Below are 20,976 nucleotides of genomic sequence, written 5' to 3'. Positions count from 1 at the left end.
CCGGGTGGCTCACGAACACGACCAGAGCCGCGTGGGAGAAGCGTCTTGAGCAGACTCTATGGCGATCCGATAGAGGTGTGGACGAGGGACGGGGAGCCGATCCAGTTCGTCTGGCGCGACCGGCTCTACCTGGTCCGCCGCGTCCTCGACCACTGGGTGGTCGCGCGCGAATGGTGGAAGACCAGCGAGGGAGATCCGGGCGAGCGCCGGTTCTGGCGCGTGGACGCCGGTCCCGGCCGCGAGGTGGGCTCCTACGAGCTGCGCTACGACACCGCCGCCAACGGCTGGCTGCTGCTGAGGGCGTGGGACTGATGGCGCCGCCGTTCCCGCACCTCAACGTGTGCTCGGCCTACTCCATGCGCTACGGCACCGCCTTCCCGCAGGCGCTCGCCGGCCGCGCCGCCGAGCACGGCATGGACATCCTGGCCCTGACCGACCGCGACGGGCTCTACGGCGCCGTCAAGCACGTCCAGGCGTGCGCCGACGCCGGGATCGCGCCGGTCGTCGGGGTCAACCTGGCGCTCGACGCCCCGCCGGCCGGTCCGGTGCCCGGCATGCGCGCCGAGCGGCCCCGCACCGGCCCCGAGGCCGAGGACCGCGTCACCGTGCTGGCCCGCGGCGAGGGCTGGTCGCGCCTGGCGCGCCTGGTGACGGCCGCCCACCGGGCCGGCGAGCGCGGCAGCCCGAAGGTGACCCGCGAGCTGATCGGCGCGTGGGCGGGCGGGCCGGGCGGCGAGCACGGGTTCGGGGCGGACGACGGGCTCGTGGTGCTGCTCGGCCCCCGTTCCGACGTGGGCCGCGCGGTGGCCGCGCGGCGCGACGAGCACGCGCGGACGCTGCTCGGCCTGTGGCGGGCGGCGGTGCCCGCCGTGGTGATCGAACTGGTCGACCAGTACGGCTTCCGCGACGCGACCACCGCCGTGCGCATGCTCGGCCTGGCCGAGTCCATGGGCGTGCCCGCCGTGCTCACCAACGCGGTGCGCTACCTCGACCCGGCCGACCACCAGGTGGGCGACGTGCTCGACGCGGCCCGCCAGCTCGTCCCCCTGCACCCGCGCCACCTCGACCGGACGACCTCGCACGCCTATCTCAAGAGCACCAAGGAGATGTGGCAGGTGGCGGCCAAGGTCTGCGGCGCCGACCGGACGCGGGTGGGGCGGCTGCTGCTCACCACCCGGCGGCTGGCCGAGGCGTGCGCGATGGACCCGCTGCGGCTGCTCGCGCTCCGCAACGACCCGCCCGACCTGCACCTGCCCGAGATCGGCAGGGACCCGGTGCCGCTGCTGCGCCACCGCGTCGAGGACGGCCTGCTCCGGCGCGGCCTCGGCCGCGACGCGGGCGCCCGGCGGCGGCTCGGCGAGGAGATGACGATCATCGAGCGCAAGCGCCTGTCCGGCTACTTCATCGCGGTGGCCGGCATCACCGACATGATCCGCGGCATGGGGGTGCGCTGCGCCATCCGCGGCTCGGGCGCCGGCAGCCTGGTCAACTACCTCATCGGCATCGGCGAGGTCAATCCGCTCGACCACGGCCTGCTCATGGAGCGGTTCCTGTCCGAGGGGCGCGTCGGGCTGCCCGACATCGACGTGGACGTCGAGTCCGCCCGCCGCCTCGACTGCTACAAGGCGATCTTCGAACGGTACGGCGAGGACCGCGTGGCCTGCGTGTCCATGATGGAGACCTATCGGGCGCGCAGCGCCATCCGCGACGTCGCCGGGGCGATGGGCCTGCCGCCGCACGAGATCGACACGATCGCCAAGGCGTTCCCGCACATCAGGGCCAGGCAGATCACCGCCTCGCTCGCCGACCTGCCCGAGCTGCGCGGCAGCCGGCTCGGCGACGCCGGGCTGGACCGGGTGTTCCGCCTCGCCGAGCGGCTCGACGGGCTGCCCCGGCACATCGCGCTGCACCCGTGCGGGGTGCTCGTCGGCAACTCCGGCCTCCTCGACCGGACGCCGGTCGAACGCAGCCTGCTGGAGTTCCCGATGTCGCAGTTCGACAAGGACGACGTGGAGGAGGCCGGGCTGCTCAAGCTGGACGTGCTGGGAGTGCGGATGCAGTCGGCGCTGGCGTACGCGCTGGGCGAGATCAAGCGCGTGGACGGCGTCACCGTCGAGCTGGACACCCAGCGCGGCGACGACCCGGGCGTCCAGTACGTCCCGCACGACGACCAGGAGACCTACGACATGGTCTGCGCGGCCCGGACGATCGGGTGCTTCCAGATCGAGTCGCCCGGTCAGCGGGAGCTGGTCGCCAAGCTGGAGCCGCGCAAGATGCACGACCTGATCGTGGACATCTCGCTGTTCCGGCCGGGGCCGGTCAACTCCGACATGATCACCCCGTACCTGGAGGCCAGGCAGGGGTGGCGGCAGCCGCACTACCCGCACGAGCGGCTGCGCGAGGCGCTGCGCGAGACGCACGGCGTCGTGGTGTTCCACGAGCAGGTCCTGAAGATCATCTCGGTGATGACCGGGCGCGACCTGTCCTTCGCCGAGCTGCTGCGGCGCACCCTCGGCACGCCGGAGGGACGCGAACGGGTGCGCAAGACGTTCGTGCCCCTGGCGCGGGCCAACGGCTTCGACGACGCGGCCGTGGACCGGGCCTGGCGGGTGCTGGACGCGTTCGGCGGGTTCGGGTTCTGCAAGGCGCACGCGGCGGCGTTCGCGCTGCCCACCTACCAGTCGGCGTGGCTGAAGCGGCACCACGCGGCGGCGTTCTTCGCGGGGGTGCTCACGCACGACCCCGGCATGTACCCCTCGCGGGTGATCATCGACGAGGCCAGGCAGTGCGGGGTCAAGATCCTGCCGCTCGACGTCAACAAGTCCGGCAAGGACTGGCGGGTGGAGCGGCTCGGGCCGCGCGTGCCGGTGCGGGTGCGGCCCGACCGCCTGGCCGGCGCACGACGGCGGGAGTTCCGGGCCGCGGACATCGGCAAGGGGTACGCGCTGCGGGTGCCGTTCTCGGCGGTCAAAGGGGTGAGCGAGGCCGAGGTCGAGCGGATGGTGGCCGGGCAGCCGTACACCTCGCTGGCCGACTTCTGGGACCGCGCCCGGCCCTCGCGGCCCGTCATCGAGCGGATCGTCCAGGTCGGCGGCCTCGACGCGCTGCACGACCTGCATCCCGGCGGGCCGCGCTGGAAGCCCGGCGAGCTGACCCGGCGCGACCTGATCGCGCGGATCGGCGCGCTCGAACGGTCGTCGGCGAGCGGCGTACGGGCCGGGCCGCGCGCCTCCAAGCGCTACACCCGCACCGCCACCCGAGCGGCGGAACCCCAGCCGTCGGCGCAGCTCCCGCTGGGCTTCACCGAGCACCTGCCGCCCGGCGAGCTGCCCGAGATGACCGAGGCCGAGATGGTCGAGGCCGAGCTGGAGATCCTCGGCATGGACGTCAGCCGGCACGTCATCAGCTTCCACGACGAGCTGCTCGACCTGCTCGGCGTGGTGCGCGCCCGCGACCTGCTGCGCATGCGCAACGGGTCCGAGGTGCTGGTGGCCGGGGTCAAGGTGGCCACGCAGACGCCCGCCGTGCGCTCGGGGCAGCGGGTCGTCTTCACCACCCTGGAGGACTCCACCGGGCCGATCGACCTGACCTTCTTCGAGTCGGTCCAGGGGCACTGCGCCGCGACCGTGTTCGGGGCGTGGCTCATGCTGGCCAAGGGGGTGGTGCGGCGCACCGGGGTGCGGGCGGTGTCGCTGCGGGCCCTCGACTGCTGGGACCTCGCCGACCTGGACGGGCTGTGGCGTTCGCAGGGCATCGACGCGGTCCGCGACCTGCTCCGCCGTACGCCGGGGGAGCAGACGGGCGTGGGCGGGCGGAGCATCGAGTATCCCAACGGCTTCCGGCTGTCGCCGTACGCCGACATCGCCCCGGCCGTCGTCAACCCGGCCCGCCGTCTCTGGCACGCCAGCCCCGGCAGCTCCGGCCCCACGGCCGCCTGACGGGTCACATGGGGTGGCTGAGAGAGGTGGAGTCGGGGGCGGGTTTGGCGGACAGAGGGCGGAGGGAGGCGAGGGGGGAGCGGGCGGCGCGCTGGAGCCGGGTCAGCTCGCGGACGGTGCCCGCGCAGAGGGCCGCGGCGACCGCCGCGCACAGCAGCTCGGGCGCCCCCACCCCGGTGAGGCCGCCGGACGCGGAGTCGAGCGGCAGCCGGATCGTGACCAGCGCGAGCGTGGCCAGCCAGCTCAGCCACCACCCGGCCAGCAGCGCCAGCCACCGGCCGCGCCGCCCCGCGGGCGGCCGGGCGCCGCGCCAGACCTCGTCGAGGAGCACCGCGGGCGCCACCAGGTTGACGCCGGGGATCAGCCAGGCCGCCGCCACCGGCGCGGTCGCCGCCGAGCGGTCGTTGGCCTGCCTGGCCCGGACGAGCCACGTCACGTACGCCGCCCCGGCCGCGACCGAGGTGCCCGCGACCAGCATGATCAGCACCGCGAACACGGTCACCGCGCCCACGACCGCCTCCGCCTCGGCCCCCTGGGGACGTCCGCCGAACGCGGCGAGCTGGGCGGCGAGCTGCCGCCCGCGCACCTGCTCGAAGATCACCAGAGCGGCGAGGGAGAGGACCTGCGCGGCGAGCGTGACGTAGACGGCGGAGGCGGCTCTGGTGGGCGGTGCCTGGGTGTGGCGCATGTTCTCTCCCCGGGCCTTGCGCTGCGGTTCTGATTCACTTTTTATCCCGCGGGCCCCGCCGTTAATCAGCTCACCACGCCGGATTCCCACGCCCAAGCAGCGATTTCGACCCGATTGCGCACGCCGAGTTTGGCGAAGATGCTGCCGAGGTGCGTCTTGACGGTCGACAGCGACACGAACAGCTCGGCCGCCACCTCCTGGTTGGTGCGCCCCCGCGCGATCAGCCGCACCACGTCCAGCTCGCGCTCGGTCAGCGGGTCGTTCATGGGCGGCGGCGCGGCCCGCCTCGGCTGGGCGAGGTGCTGCAGCAGCCGTACGGTGACCGACGGCGACACCAGCGCGTCCCCGGCCGCGGCCGCGCGCACCGCCTCGATGAGCAGCGTGGGCCCGCTGTCCTTGAGCAGGAACCCGGTCGCGCCGGAGCGCAGCGCGCCGTAGACGTACTCGTCGAGGTCGAACGTGGTGACGATGACCACCCGCAGCGGGTTCTCCACGCCGGGCCCGGCCAGGATCCTGGTCACCTCGATGCCGTCGAGCCTCGGCATCCTGATGTCCAGGAGGCACACGTCGGGCCGCAGCCGCCGCGCCTCCGCCACCGCCTCGGCGCCGTCGGCCACCGCGGCGACGACCTCCATGTCCGGTTGCGCGTCCAAAATCATCTGGAAGCCGGTACGTACCAGCTGCTGGTCGTCGGCGACGAGAACCCGAATAGTCACGACCCCAACTCTAAGGAGATCGGCCGTTCGGCCGAGACGGGATGGCCGCACGGCCGATCCGGCCCGTACGGGTCCGCCGCGAGGCTGGGACCCATGAACGACGTGCTTGTTGGACGGGCCCTGGTCAAGAGGTTCGGGCAGACGGTCGCCCTCGGCGGCGTGGACATCGCGGTGCGGGCCGGCGAGGCCGTGGCGATCATGGGGCCGAGCGGGTCGGGCAAGTCCACCCTGCTCCACTGCCTCGCGGGCATCATGCGGCCGGACGAGGGCGAGGTGCACCTGCTGGGGCAGCGCATCGACGCGATGGGGGAGCGCAAGCGCAGCGCGCTGCGGCGTACCCGGTTCGGCTTCGTCTTCCAGTTCGGGCAGCTCCTGCCCGAGCTGCCGGCCGAGGAGAACGTGGCCCTGCCGCTCATGCTGGGCGGCGTGTCCCGGCAGCAGGCGGTCAGGCAGGCGCGCGAGTGGTTCGCGCCGCTCGGGCTGCCGGGCATGGAGGCGCGGCGGCCGGGTGAGCTGTCCGGCGGGCAGGCGCAGCGGGTGGCCATCGCGCGGGCGCTGGTGACCAGGCCGGCGGTGGTGTTCGCGGACGAGCCGACCGGGGCGCTCGACCAGCGGACCGGGCAGGACACGATGCGGCTGCTGGTGGAGGCGACCCGGCACAACGACGCCTCGCTGATCGTCGTCACCCACGACCCGAACGTGGCCGCCTGGTGCGACCGCACCGTCGAGGTCCGCGACGGCCACCTCGTGACGATGAGCGGAGCGACGGCGTGAACCTGGATCTGACGTGGCGGCTGCTCAAGGGGGGCGGCCGCAAGGGGCTGCTGGGCGTCTGGCTGACGCTGGGGGCCGTCGCCGTGTCCACGGCGCTGCTGCTGTTCGCCGTGGCCGCGAACCTGGCCTTCGACGCCCGCGCCGAGCGCGGCGCCTGGCGCAACCCGGTTCCGGTCGCCAAGGACGCGGTCGCCGTCGAGGCGTCCCGGTTCGACTACGTACGCGACCGGGTGATCACCGTCGTGGACCTCGCCGCGCTCCGGCCCGACGCCGCGCCGCCGCCCGGCCTGCCGCGCTTCCCGAAGCCGGGGGAGACGTGGCTGTCGCCCGCGCTCGCGGAGCTGGCCCGCGAGCTGCCCCCCGCCGAGCTGGGCGACCGTTACCCGAACCGGGCGGGCGTCCTGGGGGACGAGGCCCTGGTGTACCCGGGGGAGCTGGTCGCGGTCGTCGGCCACGCGCCGGACGCGCCGGCGATGACCGCGGAGCGCAGCGACGACTGGCTCATGGGCAAGCCGCCGGTCAGGGTCGCGAGCCTGGCGGGGACGCCGAGCGAGGACGCGGAGGCGTACAAGGTGCTCGCGGTCATCGCGAGCGTGCTCATGGTGGTGCCGCTGCTGGTGTTCGGGGGCGCGGCGGCCCGGCTCACGGTGGCCAGGCGGGACACGCGGCTGGCCGCTCTCCGGCTGGTCGGCGCGACGCCCGGCCAGGTCGTGCGGATGACGGTGGCCGAGGCGGTGCTCGTGGCGCTGGCCGGGGCGTTGGCGGGCGCGGTGGCGTTCGCGCTGTCCGTGCCGCTGCTGACGCGGATCGAGATCCAGGGCGGCGCCTGGTTCGCGGGGGACCTGTTCCCCGGCCTCGCGGTGCTGGCCGGGGTGCTGGTGGCGGTGCCGCTGCTGGTGGGGCTGTCGGCGGTGGCGGGGCTGCGGCGGGTCGTGGTGAGCCCGCTCGGCGTGGCCAAGCGGGAGACGCCGCCCGGCATGCGTTTCGTCCGGGTGCTCGCGCTGGTCGTGGTGCTGGCCGCGTTCCCGATGCTGACCCAGGGGACCAGCGTGGCGATCGTGGCCGTGGCGCTGGGGCTCGCGTTCCTGTGCCTGAACCTGGCCGGGCCGTGGGTGGTGGGCCTCATCGGCCGGATCACGGCCGGTACGGCGCGTACCCCCGCGCGGCTGCTGGCCGGGCGCAGGCTGGTGGACGATCCGCGTTCGGCCTGGCGGACGGTGAGCGGGGTGGCGCTGACCGGGTTCGTGGCGGGCTTCCTCGGCCTGCTCAGCCCGGGCGCGTTCGCGGGGGACGACGGGCCGCTCCAGCTGCGTGTCCTCGCGCCCGCCGGGCAGGCGGAGCAGGTGGCCGGGCAGGCCCGCGAGCGGCTGGCGGCGGCGAAGGTGCCCGCCGCGGTCACGGTCGTCAAGCGGACCGTCGTCGCCGCGCCGTCGGGCTCGCCCGACGCCGCGGACGTGGACCGGGCGCGTACGGCGCTCGCCGGGCTCGTCCCCGGGCGCACCGCGACGACCGAGGCCGACGAGCGGAACTTCGGCGACCAGCTGCTGGCCGACGTGCGGGTGGGCACGATCGTGGTGCTGTCGGTGTCGTTCCTGGTGGCGATCGCGAGCGCGGGCATCACGGCCGCCTCGTCGATCCTCGACCGGCGGCAGACGTACGGGCTGCTACGCCTGGCCGGGACGCCGCTGGAGGTGCTGGACCGGGCCAGGCGGGCCGAGACGCTGATCCCGCTGGGCGTGATGGGCGGCGGCGCGATCCTGGTGGGGGCGTTCTGCGCGATGCCGTTCATGATCGGCGGGGTCAGCGTGGCCGGGGTCGTCACGCTGACGGTGTGCGTGGTGCTCGGGTTCGCCGGGGTGATCGGGGCGGGGGCGCTGAGCCGGCCGCTGCTGAGGTCGGTCACGGCCGACCCCGCGCCCCGACCGGACTGAACCGGCTAGCCCCGTTTTCCGCACGTTGAGGTAAGTGAAGATCGTTGGGCTTGCTGTGGTGATCGTAGCCGCGGTATGACCTGGCTGGTGAGACAGCGTGCGGAGTGGGGCCAGGCCAGTGTCGAGAAGATGCTCGGGGCGTTACCGGTCGCGGCCGGGTTCTGCTCGCGGTTGAGGATCCGGGAGTTGGTGGATGCGGCCTGTCCGGTGCGTGACACTGCGGAGTTGACCCATGGGCAGGTGATCGAGGTGCTGGTGGCCAACCGGCTGACCTCGCCCGCCCCGCTGGTGCATGTGCAGGACTGGGCCCGCGCCTGGGCGGTGGGTGAGGTATTCGGCGTCGAGCCGGGCCTGCTCAACGATGACCGCATCGGCCGCGCGCTGGATGCCATCGCCCCGCACCTGGACCAGTTGGCCGGGTCGGTCGGGCTGGCCGCGATCGAGGCGTTCGGCCTGGATGTGACCCGTTTGCATTGGGACATGACCTCGATCTCGCTGCACGGCGACTATGACGATGCCGAGCCCGGCTTCGCGCGGCCGCGCTTTGGCCACCCGAAGGACCGGCGGCCGGATCTGAAGCAGGTCCAGGCCGGGATCGCGGTCAGTTCCGATGGCGGCATCCCGGTCTTTCATCGTGCCTATGACGGCGCGGCCGGTGAGGTGGGGCAGGTCATCGGCGCGATGCAGGGCCTGCAGAAGCTGGCCGGCCCGCAGCGGATGCTGATGATCGGTGACTCCAAGCTGATCTCGTATGCCAACCTGGCCGCCATGGACGGTGCGGGTGTGTCCTTCGTCGCGCCGGCCTCCAAGCTCTACGTCAGCGCCGAGACGCTGGCCGGCCAGAAGATCGATGGTGCTGCCCGGGTGGACTACGTCGCCGCCCGGGACGCGGGCAAAGCCGCCGACCGGCGGGGCGTCTGGCACGTGCGCGAGGACGAAGATGACGTCATGACGCTGGCCGGGCCGCGTAAGAAGGACCCGGTGCTGAGGCTGCGCCGGATCTTCGTGCACTCCTCGGCCCGCGCCCAGGCCGCCGGGGCCGCCCGGGCCAAGAAGCTGGATCGGGCCCGCGATGATCTGGCCCGGCTGCAGCGCGGCCTGGGCAGCCGCCACTACCCGAGCGAGCATGCTGTGGCCGACCGCCTCGCCGCGATCGGCCGCGCCCGCCGCGTGACGGCCTACCTGACCGCGCGGACCGGCACCGACCCGGGCACCGGCAAACCCACCCCTGCCTGGCACTTCGACCAGCAGGTGATCGACGCCGAAGCCGCCACTGACGGCTGGTACGCCCTGCTCACCAACCTGCCGGCCGAGACCGCCGACGCCGAACAGGTGCTGCGCCACTACAAGGGTCAAGAAGCGGTCGAGCGCCGCTACCAGGCATTCAAGGGACCCTTGGCCGTTACCAGCCTGTACCTGAAGAACAACCGCCGCATCGCGGCGCTGATCACCGTCATCTGCCTGGCCCTGCTCATCTTCTGCCTGATCGAGCGCCAGGTCCGCCTCGCCCTGACCGCCCGCGGCCATGCCAAGGTGGACGGGCTGTATGCCGGCCGGCCCGCGATCCCCACCGGCAAGCTCATCCTGGACGCACTGGCCGGCATCCGACTGATCCCGGGCAACGGCCAGTCACCCCCGACCATCCCGCAACCCACCGACCTCCAACTCGATCTCCTGGACCTTCTCGACATCGATCCACGAGACCTACGCTGAAGATCACTCAGCTGCGGAAAACGGGGCTAGCCGAGGACCAGGTCGCGGACCAGTTTCAGTGTGGGCTCGTCGCGCGGGCCCATGACGAGCAGGCTCGTCACCGGGCTCTTGCGCCACAGCTCCAGGCGCTCCCTGATGCGGCCGGGCGGGCCGACGAGCGAGATGCCGTCGGCCAGCTCGTCGGGGATCGCCCGGAACGCCTCGTCCTTGCGCCCGGCCAGGTAGAGCGCCTGGATGTGCTCGGCGGCCTCGGCGTAGCCCATGCGGCCGATGATGTCGGCGTGGAAGTTGCGGTGCCGGGCGCCCATGCCGCCGATGTAGAGGGTGAGCATGAGCTTCACGCCGTCGAGTGCGGCCCGTACGTCGTCGGAGACCACGACGGTCACCATGGCCGCCACCTCGAAGCCCGCGGGGGCGCCGGCGAGCGCGCCGCCGTACATCTCCTCGATCTTCTCGGGGAAGGCGAACAGCGGCAGCCAGCCCTGGCCGATCTCGGCGGCCAGCGCGACGTTCTTGGGGCCCTCCGCGCCCAGGTAGACGGGGATGTCGGGGCGCAGTGGGTGGGTGATGAGCTTGAGCGGCTTGCCGAGGCCGTCCGGCAGCGGCAGCGGGTAGTGGGGGCCGTCGGCGGTGACCGGCTCCTCGCGGCGCCAGACCTTGCGCATGATCTCGACGTACTCGCGGGTCCTGGCGAGGGGCCTGGCGAACGGCTGGCCGTACCAGCCCTCGACGACCTGCGGGCCCGAGGCGCCCACGCCGAGCAGCAGCCGGCCGCCGGTCAGGTGGTCGAGGGTCATGGCCGTCATGGCGGTCGTCACCGGCGGCCTGGCCGACAACTGCGCGACCGACGTGCCGAGTTTGATGCGGCTGGTGCGCGCGCCGTACCAGGCGAGCGGGGTGAACGCGTCGCTGCCGTACGCCTCGGCCGTCCACACCGAGTCGTAGCCGAGGCGCTCGGCCGCCAGTACGGATGCGGTCGCGTCGTCGGCGTTGCGCTGCCAGTAGCCCAACTGGAGCCCGAGCTTCATATGACACCTCCGGAATTAAGTTCTATTACCCCCGTGCGGGGGCCGGGTGTCAATGGAGGATCCTCCGGGCAGTCACAGTCCGTGGTCAAAGGTCTCTGTCGCGTAGCCTGCGTCCTGCTCCTGCTGTTGCCCGCGGCCGAGCCCCTGGTGGCGGCGAGCGCGTCGCGGCCGAACATCGTCCTCATCGTCACCGACGACCTGGAGGCGGGCACGCTGGCGTACTTCCCCCAGATCACCCGGCAGCTGGTGCGCAAGGGGGCGACGTTCGACCGGTTCTTCGTGACGAACTCCTGGTGCTGCCCGTCGCGCGCGTCGATCCTGCGCTCCCAGTACGTCCACAGCCACGGCGTCCTCACCAACACCGCACCCGAGGGCGGCTTCGACCGGTTCCACACCCTCGGCCTGGAAAGCTCCACGGTCGGCACGTGGATGCAGGCGGCCGGCTACCGCACCGCGCTGATGGGCAAGTTCCTCAACCACTATCCGGGGCGCACCGCCACCGAGACGTACGTGCCGCCCGGCTGGGACGAGTGGGCCGTCCCGGTGACGAACCTCTACGAGGAGTACGGCTACCGGCTCAACGAGAACGGCGCGCTGACCGAGCACGGCTGGGGCCAGGAGGACTACCTGTCGGACGTGCTCGCCGAGAAGAGCCGGGAGTTCATCAAGAGCTCGGGCCGGCCGTTCTTCCTCTATCTGGCGCCCATCGCGCCGCACAACCCGGCCAATCCGGCCTGGCGGCACGAGGGCGCGTTCCCCCACGTGACCGCGCCCCGGACGCCGTCGTTCAACCAGGCCGACGTCAGCGCCGAGCCGCTGTGGCTGCGCGGCAGGCTCCCGCTGTCGCAGGAGCAGATCGACGCCGTGGACCGCCGCCACCGCGCCAGGCTTCGCGCCATGCTCGGCGTGGACGACCTGGTCGGCGCCGTCGTCGACGCGCTGCGCGACAGCGGGCACCTCGACGACACCTACATCATGTTCACCTCGGACAACGGCTTCCACCTAGGCACCCACCGGCTGCCGCAGGGCAAGACCACGCCGTACGAGGAGGCGATCAGGATCCCACTGGTGGTGCGCGGGCCCGGCATCCGGCCCGGGTCGAGGATCGGCCACATGGGCGCCACGGTCGACCTCGCGGCGACCGTGGCCGACCTGGGCGGGGCCATGCTGCCTCCGTTCGCCGAAGGGCGGTCGCTGAAGCCGCTGCTCAAAGGGTGCAAACCGCCGATATGGCGGCACAACGCGCTCATCGAGTTCCACCGGCCGGCCAACCGGTCGTCCGCGCGGCAGACGCCGGTGCCCGCCTACACCGCGCTGCGCACCGAGCACTACACCTACGTCCGCTACGTCACCGGCGAGAAGCAGCTCTACGACCTGCGGACGGATCCGTACGAGCTGCAGAACCTCGCGGCCACGGCCGACCCCAAGCTGCTGGCGAACCTGGACGTCCGGCTGGACACCATGGCGCGCTGCTCGGGCGCGGGCTGCCGCCAGGCCGACGTGCTTCATTGACATCCTCCCCCGCCTGAAGTGAAGGCGGGGGATTCCAACGGCGACTACCTCACGAGGAGGAGGTCACGTTGAGGTTCGCGGTTCGCAGGCCCGCCCAGCGGCGAGCCTCCCCGCGCAGCGACGGCATGCCCTGCCGCCGTGTCTCTGAGGTTCCCGGCCGCGTTGACGTCGGCGTGCGCCTGGTGCCCGCAGGCGACGCAGCGGAATCGAGATTGGCTCTTTCTCGACTCGGCCGCGCGGTGCCGGCAGGCGTTGCAGGTCTGCGACGTGTAACGCGGGTTGATCTTGTGGACGCGGCCGGGAGCCTTGTGCTCCAGCCGTTGCACGAGCCGGCCCCACCCGGCGGCGAGGATGCCCCGGTTCAGCCCGGCCTTCTGACGGACGCCACGGCCCGGCGCTTCGCCCGTCCCCCTGGCCGAGCGGGTCATGTGGGAGATCTTCAGGTCTTCGACGGCGATCACGTCGAACCGGCGGGCCAGGTCGGTCGAGGTCTTCTCCACCCAGTCCTTGCGCCGGTCGGCCTCACGCGCCCGCACCCTGGCGATGGCGGCCTTCACCCTGCCGCGCCGGTTCGACCCCCGCTCGGCGCGGGCCAGCCTGCGCAGCAGCCGCAGCAGGCGGGCCTTCTCCCCGGCGCGCAGGCCGGGGACGTTCAGCAGCTCGCCCGTGGACAGGGCGGCGCTCACCGCGACACCACGGTCCATGCCTACCGCCTCGCCCGTGCCGGGCGCGGGCACCGGCTCGGGGATCACGGCGAAGGCGACATGCCAGCGGCCCGCCGCATCGCGGGTGACCCGGTACGACTTCACGCCCGCAGGGACAGCGCGCGACCAGCGAAACCGCACCCAGCCCACCTTCGGGATCCTCACCTCGCCGATGTTGCGCGACAGCCGGCGCACGTCACCGGCCTTGACGGCGACGATCCGGAACCCTTCGCCCCGCCCCCGCCTGCGCCACGCCGGACGCTGGTGGGTCTTGCCGAAGAAGTTCGCCATGGCCTGCGCGAAGTCCTTCAAGGCCTGCTGCTGGACGACAACCGACCCGGCGCGCAGCCACGCGTTCTCCGCCCGCGCCTCGGTCAACTGGCGGCACTGCTCGGCGAAACCGGGAGCGCTCCTGCGGCCCGGCTTCCAGTGCGCGTGCTGCTCGACGGCGAGGTTCCACACGTAACGGGCGTGCCCGCAATGCTCCAGCAACACCCGCTCTTGAGCAGGCGAGGGCTGGAGCCGGTAGCGGGACACGCCGATCAACCTACCGACCACCACCGACAAAACCGGGAGACAGACGTGCCCGACCGTTCCGCGATTCCTCCCCGCCCTGAAGGGCCGGGCTCCCACGCTAAAGATGCGTGGTGAACAGCTCGGGGTAGGCGTCGGCGAGGTGCTCCGACACGGCCGCGGCGGCCTCGGCGGGGTCGCCCGCCTCGATCGCGGCCAGGATGCGGACGTGCCCGGCGCGCAGGATCGCGGTGTCGCCGAGGCGTTCGACCGCCTCGACCGAGAATTTGCGCATCGTGTCCCGGAGCGAGCGCATGACGGCGGAGACGAGCCGATTGCCGGAAGCGTCCGCGAGCGCGCAGTGGAAGGCGGTGTCGTGCTCGACGAACTCCTCGGCGGTGCGCGCCGCGTCCATGCCGGCGAGGGCGGCGGCCAGCGCCTCGGTGCCGGCGTGGCCGCCGCTCGGCTGCCCAGTGCCGGCACGGCCGGCGGCGGCGCGGGTGGCGGCCCACTGCTCGATCATGTGCCGGGTGTCGATGACCTCGCGCAGCTCCAGGGTGGCCAGGCCGAGGTGCAGCCGCAGCAGCCCGGTCATGGCCGAGTCGGGACGGGCGATGAGCACCGCGCCCGCGTCGGGGCCCCGTCCGACCTGGGAGGAGACCACGCCCAGCGTCTCCAGCACGCGCATGGCCTCGCGCACGGACGAGCGGCTGACGCCGAGCTGTTCGGCGAGTCGGCGCTCGGCGGGCAGGCGGTCACCGGCCGTGAGGCCGTCCTCGGCGATGCGCCGCTCGATCTGCGCGAGAACGTCCTCGAACGTGCGCGTGCGCTTCACCGGACCCCACCCGCTGCCGTCCACCCGGGCCTCCCTGCTATGGTCTGACCATATTGTGGTCAGACCATACTCTTCGAGAGGAGAGCGGTGCGAGTCGCCCTGTTCATCACGTGCGTGAACGACACGCTCTTCCCCGGCACGGGCAAGGCCGTGGTGTCCCTGCTGCGCAGGCTCGGCTGCGAGGTCGACTTCCCCGCCGCCCAGACGTGCTGCGGCCAGATGCACGTCAACACCGGCTACCGCGCGGAGGGGGTGCGCCTGGCCCGGCACTTCACCGAGGTCTTCGCCGGGTACGACGCCGTGGTGGCCCCGTCGGGGTCGTGCGCGGCCATGGTCCGCGAGCAGTACCCCAAGCTGGCCCGTCCGGGCAGCAAGGGGGCCGCGGCGATCGCGGAGGTCGCGCCCAGGGTGTATGAGCTGTCGGAGTTCCTGATCGACGTGCTCAAGGTCGAGGACGTGGGCGCGTACTTCCCGCACCGCGTCACCTACCACCCGACCTGCCACTCGCTGCGCGGCCTGCGCCTCGGCGACCGGCCCGCCCGGCTGCTGCGCAACGTACGCGGCCTGGAGCTGGTGCCGCTGCCCGGCGCGGAGGAGTGCTGCGGCTTCGGCGGCACGTTCGCGGTGAAGAACCCGGCGGTCTCGGCGGCGATGGGCGCCGACAAGACCCGCAACATCATGGACACCGGCGCCGAGGTGCTGTGCGCGGCCGACAACTCGTGCCTCATGCACATCGGCGGCACGCTGAGCCGCCAGAAGACCGGCGTGCGGACGATGCACCTGGCCGAGATCCTGGCGTCCACGGAGGAGAGCCAATGAGCGCGACATTCCTCGGCATGCCCGGAAATTTCCCGAAAAACTCGCAGAAGGCTGTCCAGGACTCTCAGCTCCGCTACAACCTCCGCAAAGCCACTCACACCATCCGCGGCAAGCGGGCCGGCGTCGTCGGCGAGCTGCCCGACTGGGCCGAGCTGCGCGCCGCCGGCAAGGCCATCAAGGACCACACGCTGCGCAACCTCGACCGCTACCTGGTCCAGCTCGAACGGGCCGTCCAGGACGCGGGCGGCACCGTCCACTGGGCGCGCGACGCCGCCGAGGCCAACCGCATCGTCACCGGCCTGGTCAAGGCCACCGGCGAGCGCGAGGTCGTCAAGGTCAAGTCGATGGCCACCCAGGAGATCGAGCTCAACCAGGCGCTGGCCGCCGAGGGCATCACCGCGTACGAGACCGACCTCGCCGAGCTGATCGTGCAGCTCGGCGACGACTTCCCCAGCCACATCCTGGTGCCCGCGATCCACCGCAACCGGTCGGAGATCCGCGAGATCTTCCTGGAGAAGATGCCGAAGACCCCGGAAGGGCTCACCGACGACCCGCCCGCGCTGGCCGAGGCCGCCCGGCTCCACCTGCGCGAACGGTTCCTGCGCAGCAAGGTCGCGATCTCCGGGGCCAACTTCATGGTGGCCGAGACCGGCACGCTGGTCGTGCTGGAGTCCGAGGGCAACGGCCGCATGTGCCTGACCCTGCCCGAGACGCTGATCAGCGTGGTGGGGATCGAGAAGCTCCTGCCCAGCTGGCGGGATCTGGAGGTGTTCCTCCAGCTCCTCCCCAGAAGCTCCACCGGTGAGCGGATGAACCCGTACACCAGCATGTGGACCGGCGCGGTCGAGGGCCAGGACTTCCACCTCGTGCTGCTCGACAACGGCCGCACCGGCGTGCTCGCCGACGAGGTCGGCCGTCAGGCGCTGCGCTGCATCCGCTGCTCGGCCTGCCTCAACGTGTGCCCGGTCTACGAGCGGGCGGGCGGCCACGCCTACGGCTCCGTCTACCCGGGCCCCATCGGCGCCATCCTCACGCCGCAGCTGCGCGGCATGGGCTCCGAGCTGGACGCCTCGCTGCCGTACGCCTCCAGCCTGTGCGGCGCCTGCTACGACGTCTGCCCGGTCGCCATCGACATCCCCGAGGTCCTGGTGGACCTGCGCGCCAAGGCCCCGCACGCGGCGGCGGAGAAGGCCGGCATGAAGGTCGCCGGCTGGATACTCGACGACCACCGGCGGCTGGCGGCGGCCCAGCGGCTCGCGTCCAAGGCGCGCGGGCTGGTGCCCAAGAAGCGGCTGCCCGGCCCGTTGTCGGCCTGGACCGAAACCCGGGACGTGCCGGAAATCCCGGAAGAATCATTCAGAGACTGGTGGGAGCGGAATGAGCGCGCGTGAGGAGATCCTCGCCCGGATCGCCAAGGCCGTGGCGGGCGCCGAGGACGTCGAGATCCCCCGCGACTACCGCACCGAGGCGGCGGCCGGCGACCTGGTCGAGCTGTTCGCCGAGCGGGTGGACGACTACCGCGCCGTCGTCCACGTCCTGCCGGCCGCCGAGGTGCCCGGCTGGATCGAGAAGCGCCTGGCCGGCCGCCGCATGATCGTCCCCGACGGCTTCGGCCTGGCGGGGCAGGAGAGCTGGCCCGACCTGCACACCGCCGACGGGGTCGTCACCGGCTGCGCCGTGGGCATCGCGGTGACCGGCACGATCGTCCTCGACCACGGCCCCGGCCAGGGCACCCGGGCCCAAACGCTGGTGCCCGACTACCACCTGTGCGTGGTGCGGGCCGACCAGATCGTCTCCTCGGTGCCCGAGGCCGTCGCCAGGCTCGACCCGGCCCGGCCGCTGACCTGGATCAGCGGCCCGTCGGCCACCAGCGACATCGAGCTCAACCGGGTCGAGGGCGTGCACGGCCCCCGCACCCTCGAAGTGGTCATCAGTACCTGAGCACCGCCGCCACGTCCTTGACGCCGTCCGTGAACCACAGCTCGGCGTCCGTCATCGCGGCGGCCCGCACCAGGGCGGCGTCCGCGCGCTCGCGCACGGGCTCGGTTACGCCCCAGTGCCGCAGCTCGCCCTGGTCGGTGTTGAGCTGGACGCCGCCCTCGCCGATCCAGATCGGCTCCGGCCGCTCACCGGGCAGCAGCAGCGCCTGCACCCGCCCGTCGCGCAGCGCCCGCGCCACCTGCGACAGGCCCACAGGACCGCCGCTCTCCTGGTGGCGCTCCAGCAGCTCGCCGCGGCGGCGGTCGAGCCAGTCGTCGAGCGTCTGCTCGACGTCCTCCTCGAACTGGCCGTGGTCGGAGCGGCTGCCGTGCTCGACCATCACCACCCGGTCGCTCGCCTTGGTGCCGAGGTGGTGCATCAGGAACGAACGGGACTTCGGCTCGCCGGCGATGATGATCAGCTCGGTGCCGAGGCGGCGTACCTGCTCGTCGATCTCGTGCGCGACCGCCTGCGCGTTCTGCTCCCAGGCGTTCTCGACGGACATCTCGTAGCGGCGCTGCGACCAGCCGCCCTGCGCGGTCTTCTGCAGCGGCCAGACCGCGGCCTGCACCGTGCGGCGGCGCGGCGCCCCGCTGCCGTACACGGTGAGCTCCGCCCCCGCGTGGTCCACGATGACCCGCAGGTGCGGCACGTTCTCGCCGCGCTCCAGCAGCATCGGCGCGATGTTCGGCAGTGGGGACCAGGTCGCCCGCTCGTACGGCGGCCGCGACAGCGGCTCGGCCAGCACCACCTCGCCGTGCGCGGCGAACAGCGCCTGCCCCGCGGCCGCCGCCTCGGCCCGCTCCGCCAGCGCCGCGACGGTCGCCGGGTCCGCCCCGTCGAGCGCGTCGCGCACGCTGTGCCAGTGCGTCTCACGCTCCGGGCCGGTCAGCGCCCCCAGATAGACGGAGGCGTACGGGCCCCGCCGCTCGTACAGCGGCCGGATGAAGTCGAGGCGCACCCGTCACCACCTCCGCTTCTCCACGCCGAGCCCGAGCGCCTCGCCCACGTCGGCCATGTTCGTGTACTCCCGCTCGGGGAGGGAGCGCACCATGTCCGTCACCCGGTCGGGAGCGTCCGCCTCCTCCGCCTGCCGGACCAGGTCCGCCTTCGACTTGGGCCAGTGGGTGTCGCTCAGCCACTTGGCCAGGTCGGCTCGGGCGTCCACGCTCTGCCCCGTCATGCCTTCCGGCACGCCGGGCTCGTGGCCGGGCGGGTACGACCGCATGGACTCCTCGCCTGGCGCCGGCATGGACTCGGGCTCCTTCCACTCCTCGGCGTGCGTGGTGCCGCCGCCGCGCATCATGCCCTCGGTCTCGTGCTTCTGCTGGTGGTCCAGACGGGGGCCGTGCTTGTCGCTCCCACGTTCCATATTCGCCTCACCTCTCTCTTCAGCGCCCCTACCCCCGCTTTCGTGGGCAAACATCGCCGCTGTGTACCCTGCCGTCCGTGTTCGATGCCGACATCACCATCGCGACGGCCCGCCTGACCCTGCGGCCGTTCGCCCCCCAGGACACCGCGCGGATCCGGTCGATCGTGGAGTCCGGCGCCGTCTTCCTGCCTCCCGGCGCGCCCGCCACGGCGTCCGGCGTCGAGCAGTGGCTCGACCGGGGCGTGCACGAGCTGCACAGGTCGGGCCAGGGCGTGCACCTCGCGATGATCGACGTGGACGGCCGCGTCGTGGGCGCCATCAGCCTCTTCAAGACCTCGTGGGAGTCCGGTACGACCGAGGTCGGCTACGGCGTGCACCCGCTGTACCGGGGCCGCGGCCTGGCCACCGAGGCCCTGCGCGGCCTCGCCGAGTGGGTCTTTGACAAAACCCGGCTGCGCCGGATCGACCTGACCGCCAACCTCGACAACCTGCCGTCGCTGCGCGTCGCCCAGAAAGCGGGCTTCACCTGGGAGGGCGTGCTGCGCGGCGCGGTGCTGGAGGACGACGGGCCGCACGACCTGGTCGTGTTCGGCCTGCTGCGGGGCGACGGCCGCGCCCCTGCCACCGTCCTGCCGCGCGCCGAGCTGCGCACGCCGCGCCTGCTCCTGCGCGCGCCCGAGCCCGCCGACGCGACCGACCTGGCCGCCACCGGGGCCGACCCGCTCACCCAGGCCAGGACCGGCGTCCCGCGCGGCTACACCGTCGAGCACGCGCTCGCCTTCATCGACCACGCCGAGCGGGTACGCGTCCGCGGCGCCGGCATCGCCTGGTCGGCCGTCGAGCAGGCGACCGGCCGCTTCGCCGTCAACGTGGACCTGCGCGACGTCGACTGGAGCCACCGCACCGCCGAGATCGGCTACATGACCGCCCCCTGGGCGCGCGGCAACGGCTACGCCGGCGAGGCGGTGCTCGCGGTCGCCCGCTGGCTGTTCGAGCGGCAGGGCTTCACCCGGCTCCAGCTCCGCGCCGCCGTGGACAACCCGCAGTCGCAGCGCGTCGCCGAGAAGGCCGGCTTCGTCCGCGAGGGCGTGGCCCGCTGCGCGCTCGCGGGGGAGGACCTGGTCGTCTTCAGCCTCGTGCCGTCCGACCTGGAGTCCGGCGCGTAGCCCCGAAGGCACGCCGTACTGGCTTTCGCAGTCCTTTGTGAAACCCGCCGGCAACCGTCACCCTTGAAGGGGAGGTGGAGGCACGATGATCACGGTTGTCGGCTGGGACGGGACGGAGCTGCCGCCCGCCGCGCTCGACCGGCTGCGCGAGGCCGCCCTTGTCGTGGGCCCCGACGCCCTGCTCGGCCGGCTCAGGCTCAACGCCGCGACCGTGGCCGACGGCGCGCTGCTCCAGGCGCTGGACGATCACCTCGAGAACGGCGACGGTCCCGCGGTCGTGATCGCGGAGGGCGACCCCGGCTTCTTCGGCGTCGTACGCACGCTCCGGGCGCACGGCCTCAAACCGGACGTCCTGCCCGCGACCTCGCTGGTCACCCGGGCCTTCGCCTGCGCCGGGCTCAACTGGGAGGACGCGCTGGTCGTCGCCCCCGCCGGCCCCCACCAGCTCGCCAGGGCGGTCAACGCCTGCCGCGCCCACCCCAAGGTCGCGCTGCTGGTCGCGCCCGGCGTCGGCCCCGCCGAGATCGCCCGCGAGCTGGCCCCCACCACGCCCCGCGCGCTCATCGTCTGCGAGGACCTCGGCGGGCCCGACCAGCGGGTCACGCACAGCCGCATGGGCGAGGCCACCACCCGGCCGTGGAAGGACCCCGACGTCGTCCTCGTCATCGACCCGCTCCACCAGGCCAAGGAGCCGGGCTGGGTGGCGGGGGCGCAGCCGGGGCCGGCCGAGTGGGCGCTGCCGTTCGAGGGGGGCGGGCTGCCGCCCGAGGTGCGGGCGTACGTGCTGGCCAAGCTCGGCCCCCGGCTCGGCGACCTCGTCTGGGACGTCGGCGCGGGCGTCGGCGAGATCGCCGTCGAGTGCGCCAGGCACGGCGCGGCCGTGGTCGCCGTCGAGCGCGAGGAGGCCAACTGCGCCCGGCTGCGCGCCAACGTGCTCGCCCACGGCGTCAAGGTCGCGCTCACCCGGGGCCAGGCCCCGCCTGCCCTGGAGCCCCTGCCCGACCCCGACGCGGTGTTCGTCGGCGGCGGCGGGGCCGACGTGGTGTCGGCCTGCGCCGCGCGCCGCCCGCGCTCGCTGGTGTGCGCGCTGCGCACCGTCGAGCAGGTCTCGGCCGTGCTCGACCGGCTGCGCGAGCACGGCTACCGGGGCACGGGCACCCAGATCATCGCCTCGGCGCTGACCGTCAACCCCGACGGGACGCACCGCCTGGCCGCCGCCGACCCCGTTTTCGTCGTCCACGCGACACCCGCGTACGGAACGTGACCTGTTCCCTACTGCCGCGCATC

General features: G+C 73.0%; 18 protein-coding genes. 11 read left to right on the top strand and 7 right to left on the bottom strand.

The annotated features are described in order from the left end of the window. The first annotated feature begins 45 nt into the window (after positions 1 to 45). Together ACBR40_RS44030 and ACBR40_RS44025 are read left to right on the top strand one after the other, a co-directional pair. Positions 46 to 312, top strand: coding sequence for a DUF6504 family protein (locus ACBR40_RS44030; RefSeq protein WP_026214111.1), 267 nt, complete (start codon positions 46 to 48; stop codon positions 310 to 312). After that, entirely contained in the window at positions 312 to 3,938 is a 3,627-nt protein-coding gene (locus ACBR40_RS44025) for a DNA polymerase III subunit alpha (RefSeq protein ID WP_371252576.1), read from the top strand. Before ACBR40_RS44030 ends, ACBR40_RS44025 begins: the two co-directional genes overlap by 1 nt. A gap of 4 nt (positions 3,939 to 3,942) precedes the next feature. Here ACBR40_RS44025 and ACBR40_RS44020 read toward each other — a convergent pair whose 3' ends face one another. Next, a complete protein-coding gene (locus ACBR40_RS44020; protein ID WP_344207055.1) occupies positions 3,943 to 4,626 on the bottom strand; it encodes a DUF4328 domain-containing protein in 684 nt (227 codons plus the stop codon). Between the two features lie 65 nt (positions 4,627 to 4,691). Continuing rightward, positions 4,692 to 5,342, bottom strand: a complete 651-nt coding sequence (locus tag ACBR40_RS44015; RefSeq protein WP_091093801.1) for a response regulator transcription factor — start codon at positions 5,340 to 5,342, stop codon at positions 4,692 to 4,694. A 93-nt stretch (positions 5,343 to 5,435) separates the two neighbouring features. Between ACBR40_RS44015 and ACBR40_RS44010 the strand changes: the two genes are divergently transcribed. The 3 genes from ACBR40_RS44010 (at position 5,436) to ACBR40_RS44000 (ending at position 9,760) form a co-directional block, all read left to right on the top strand. After that, positions 5,436 to 6,116, top strand: coding sequence for an ABC transporter ATP-binding protein (locus ACBR40_RS44010; protein WP_344207056.1), 681 nt, complete (start codon positions 5,436 to 5,438; stop codon positions 6,114 to 6,116). Continuing rightward, positions 6,113 to 8,047 (top strand): FtsX-like permease family protein, encoded by a 1,935-nt coding sequence (locus ACBR40_RS44005; protein WP_371252569.1) that lies wholly within the window; start codon positions 6,113 to 6,115, stop codon positions 8,045 to 8,047. Before ACBR40_RS44010 ends, ACBR40_RS44005 begins: the two co-directional genes overlap by 4 nt. Before the next feature lie 75 nt (positions 8,048 to 8,122). Next, complete coding sequence (locus ACBR40_RS44000) at positions 8,123 to 9,760, top strand: IS1634 family transposase (RefSeq protein WP_371252568.1); 1,638 nt, start codon at positions 8,123 to 8,125, stop codon at positions 9,758 to 9,760. A gap of 26 nt (positions 9,761 to 9,786) precedes the next feature. On the opposite strand, the gene ACBR40_RS43995 is transcribed toward ACBR40_RS44000, so the two are convergent. After that, positions 9,787 to 10,788, bottom strand: a complete 1,002-nt coding sequence (locus ACBR40_RS43995; protein WP_344207058.1) for an LLM class F420-dependent oxidoreductase — start codon at positions 10,786 to 10,788, stop codon at positions 9,787 to 9,789. A 126-nt stretch (positions 10,789 to 10,914) separates the two neighbouring features. On the opposite strand from ACBR40_RS43995, the gene ACBR40_RS43990 reads away from it, so the two are divergent. Continuing rightward, a complete protein-coding gene (locus tag ACBR40_RS43990; RefSeq protein ID WP_371252567.1) occupies positions 10,915 to 12,300 on the top strand; it encodes a sulfatase in 1,386 nt (461 codons plus the stop codon). Positions 12,301 to 12,344: 44 nt separating this feature from the next. Here the strand turns inward: ACBR40_RS43990 and ACBR40_RS43985 are convergent, their stop codons facing one another. Continuing rightward, positions 12,345 to 13,541, bottom strand: coding sequence for an RNA-guided endonuclease InsQ/TnpB family protein (locus ACBR40_RS43985; protein WP_371252566.1), 1,197 nt, complete (start codon positions 13,539 to 13,541; stop codon positions 12,345 to 12,347). 97 nt (positions 13,542 to 13,638) lie between these two features. Continuing rightward, positions 13,639 to 14,352 carry a FadR/GntR family transcriptional regulator gene (locus ACBR40_RS43980; RefSeq protein ID WP_371252565.1) on the bottom strand — a complete coding sequence of 238 codons (714 nt, stop codon included), beginning with the start codon at positions 14,350 to 14,352 and terminating at the stop codon, positions 13,639 to 13,641. 87 nt (positions 14,353 to 14,439) lie between these two features. On the opposite strand from ACBR40_RS43980, the gene ACBR40_RS43975 reads away from it, so the two are divergent. From ACBR40_RS43975 to ACBR40_RS43965, 3 genes are read left to right on the top strand one after another with little or no spacing between them, the layout of a single operon-like run. Next, a complete protein-coding gene (locus ACBR40_RS43975) occupies positions 14,440 to 15,171 on the top strand; it encodes a (Fe-S)-binding protein (protein ID WP_344207062.1) in 732 nt (243 codons plus the stop codon). After that, positions 15,168 to 16,562, top strand: coding sequence for a lactate utilization protein B (locus ACBR40_RS43970; RefSeq protein ID WP_371252564.1), 1,395 nt, complete (start codon positions 15,168 to 15,170; stop codon positions 16,560 to 16,562). The genes ACBR40_RS43975 and ACBR40_RS43970 overlap by 4 nt, the downstream gene beginning before the upstream one ends. Next, complete coding sequence (locus ACBR40_RS43965; RefSeq protein ID WP_371252563.1) at positions 16,549 to 17,112, top strand: lactate utilization protein C; 564 nt, start codon at positions 16,549 to 16,551, stop codon at positions 17,110 to 17,112. Before ACBR40_RS43970 ends, ACBR40_RS43965 begins: the two co-directional genes overlap by 14 nt. Here ACBR40_RS43965 and ACBR40_RS43960 read toward each other — a convergent pair. Further along, positions 17,102 to 18,112, bottom strand: coding sequence for a Vms1/Ankzf1 family peptidyl-tRNA hydrolase (locus ACBR40_RS43960; RefSeq protein WP_371252562.1), 1,011 nt, complete (start codon positions 18,110 to 18,112; stop codon positions 17,102 to 17,104). The two genes, ACBR40_RS43965 and ACBR40_RS43960, sit on opposite strands and share 11 nt — an antisense overlap. Before the next feature lie 3 nt (positions 18,113 to 18,115). Next, entirely contained in the window at positions 18,116 to 18,523 is a 408-nt protein-coding gene (locus tag ACBR40_RS43955) for a DUF2795 domain-containing protein (RefSeq protein WP_344207066.1), read from the bottom strand. A 77-nt stretch (positions 18,524 to 18,600) separates the two neighbouring features. Between ACBR40_RS43955 and ACBR40_RS43950 the strand changes: the two genes are divergently transcribed. Together ACBR40_RS43950 and ACBR40_RS43945 are read left to right on the top strand one after the other, a co-directional pair. Then, positions 18,601 to 19,689 carry a GNAT family N-acetyltransferase gene (locus tag ACBR40_RS43950; RefSeq protein ID WP_371252561.1) on the top strand — a complete coding sequence of 363 codons (1,089 nt, stop codon included), beginning with the start codon at positions 18,601 to 18,603 and terminating at the stop codon, positions 19,687 to 19,689. A gap of 85 nt (positions 19,690 to 19,774) precedes the next feature. Then, complete coding sequence (locus ACBR40_RS43945; RefSeq protein ID WP_371252560.1) at positions 19,775 to 20,953, top strand: precorrin-6Y C5,15-methyltransferase (decarboxylating) subunit CbiT; 1,179 nt, start codon at positions 19,775 to 19,777, stop codon at positions 20,951 to 20,953. Positions 20,954 to 20,976: the final 23 nt, after the last annotated feature.

The sequence above is a fragment of the Nonomuraea sp. AD125B genome, from assembly GCF_041402765.1.
Lineage (GTDB): Bacteria > Actinomycetota > Actinomycetes > Streptosporangiales > Streptosporangiaceae > Nonomuraea > Nonomuraea bangladeshensis.
Note: the sequence above shows the minus strand (reverse complement) of the source record. Positions and strands in the feature narration are given on the sequence as shown.

Coding starts and splice junctions, on each gene's coding strand:
- ACBR40_RS44025 (WP_371252576.1), top strand. CDS start 312: ATGGCGCCGCCGTTCCCGCACCTCAACGTGTGCTCGGCCTACTCCATG.
- ACBR40_RS44020 (WP_344207055.1), bottom strand. CDS start 4,626: ATGCGCCACACCCAGGCACCGCCCACCAGAGCCGCCTCCGCCGTCTAC.
- ACBR40_RS44010 (WP_344207056.1), top strand. CDS start 5,436: ATGAACGACGTGCTTGTTGGACGGGCCCTGGTCAAGAGGTTCGGGCAG.
- ACBR40_RS44000 (WP_371252568.1), top strand. CDS start 8,123: ATGACCTGGCTGGTGAGACAGCGTGCGGAGTGGGGCCAGGCCAGTGTC.
- ACBR40_RS43995 (WP_344207058.1), bottom strand. CDS start 10,788: ATGAAGCTCGGGCTCCAGTTGGGCTACTGGCAGCGCAACGCCGACGAC.
- ACBR40_RS43970 (WP_371252564.1), top strand. CDS start 15,168: ATGAGCGCGACATTCCTCGGCATGCCCGGAAATTTCCCGAAAAACTCG.
- ACBR40_RS43965 (WP_371252563.1), top strand. CDS start 16,549: ATGAGCGCGCGTGAGGAGATCCTCGCCCGGATCGCCAAGGCCGTGGCG.
- ACBR40_RS43955 (WP_344207066.1), bottom strand. CDS start 18,523: ATGGAACGTGGGAGCGACAAGCACGGCCCCCGTCTGGACCACCAGCAG.
- ACBR40_RS43945 (WP_371252560.1), top strand. CDS start 19,775: ATGATCACGGTTGTCGGCTGGGACGGGACGGAGCTGCCGCCCGCCGCG.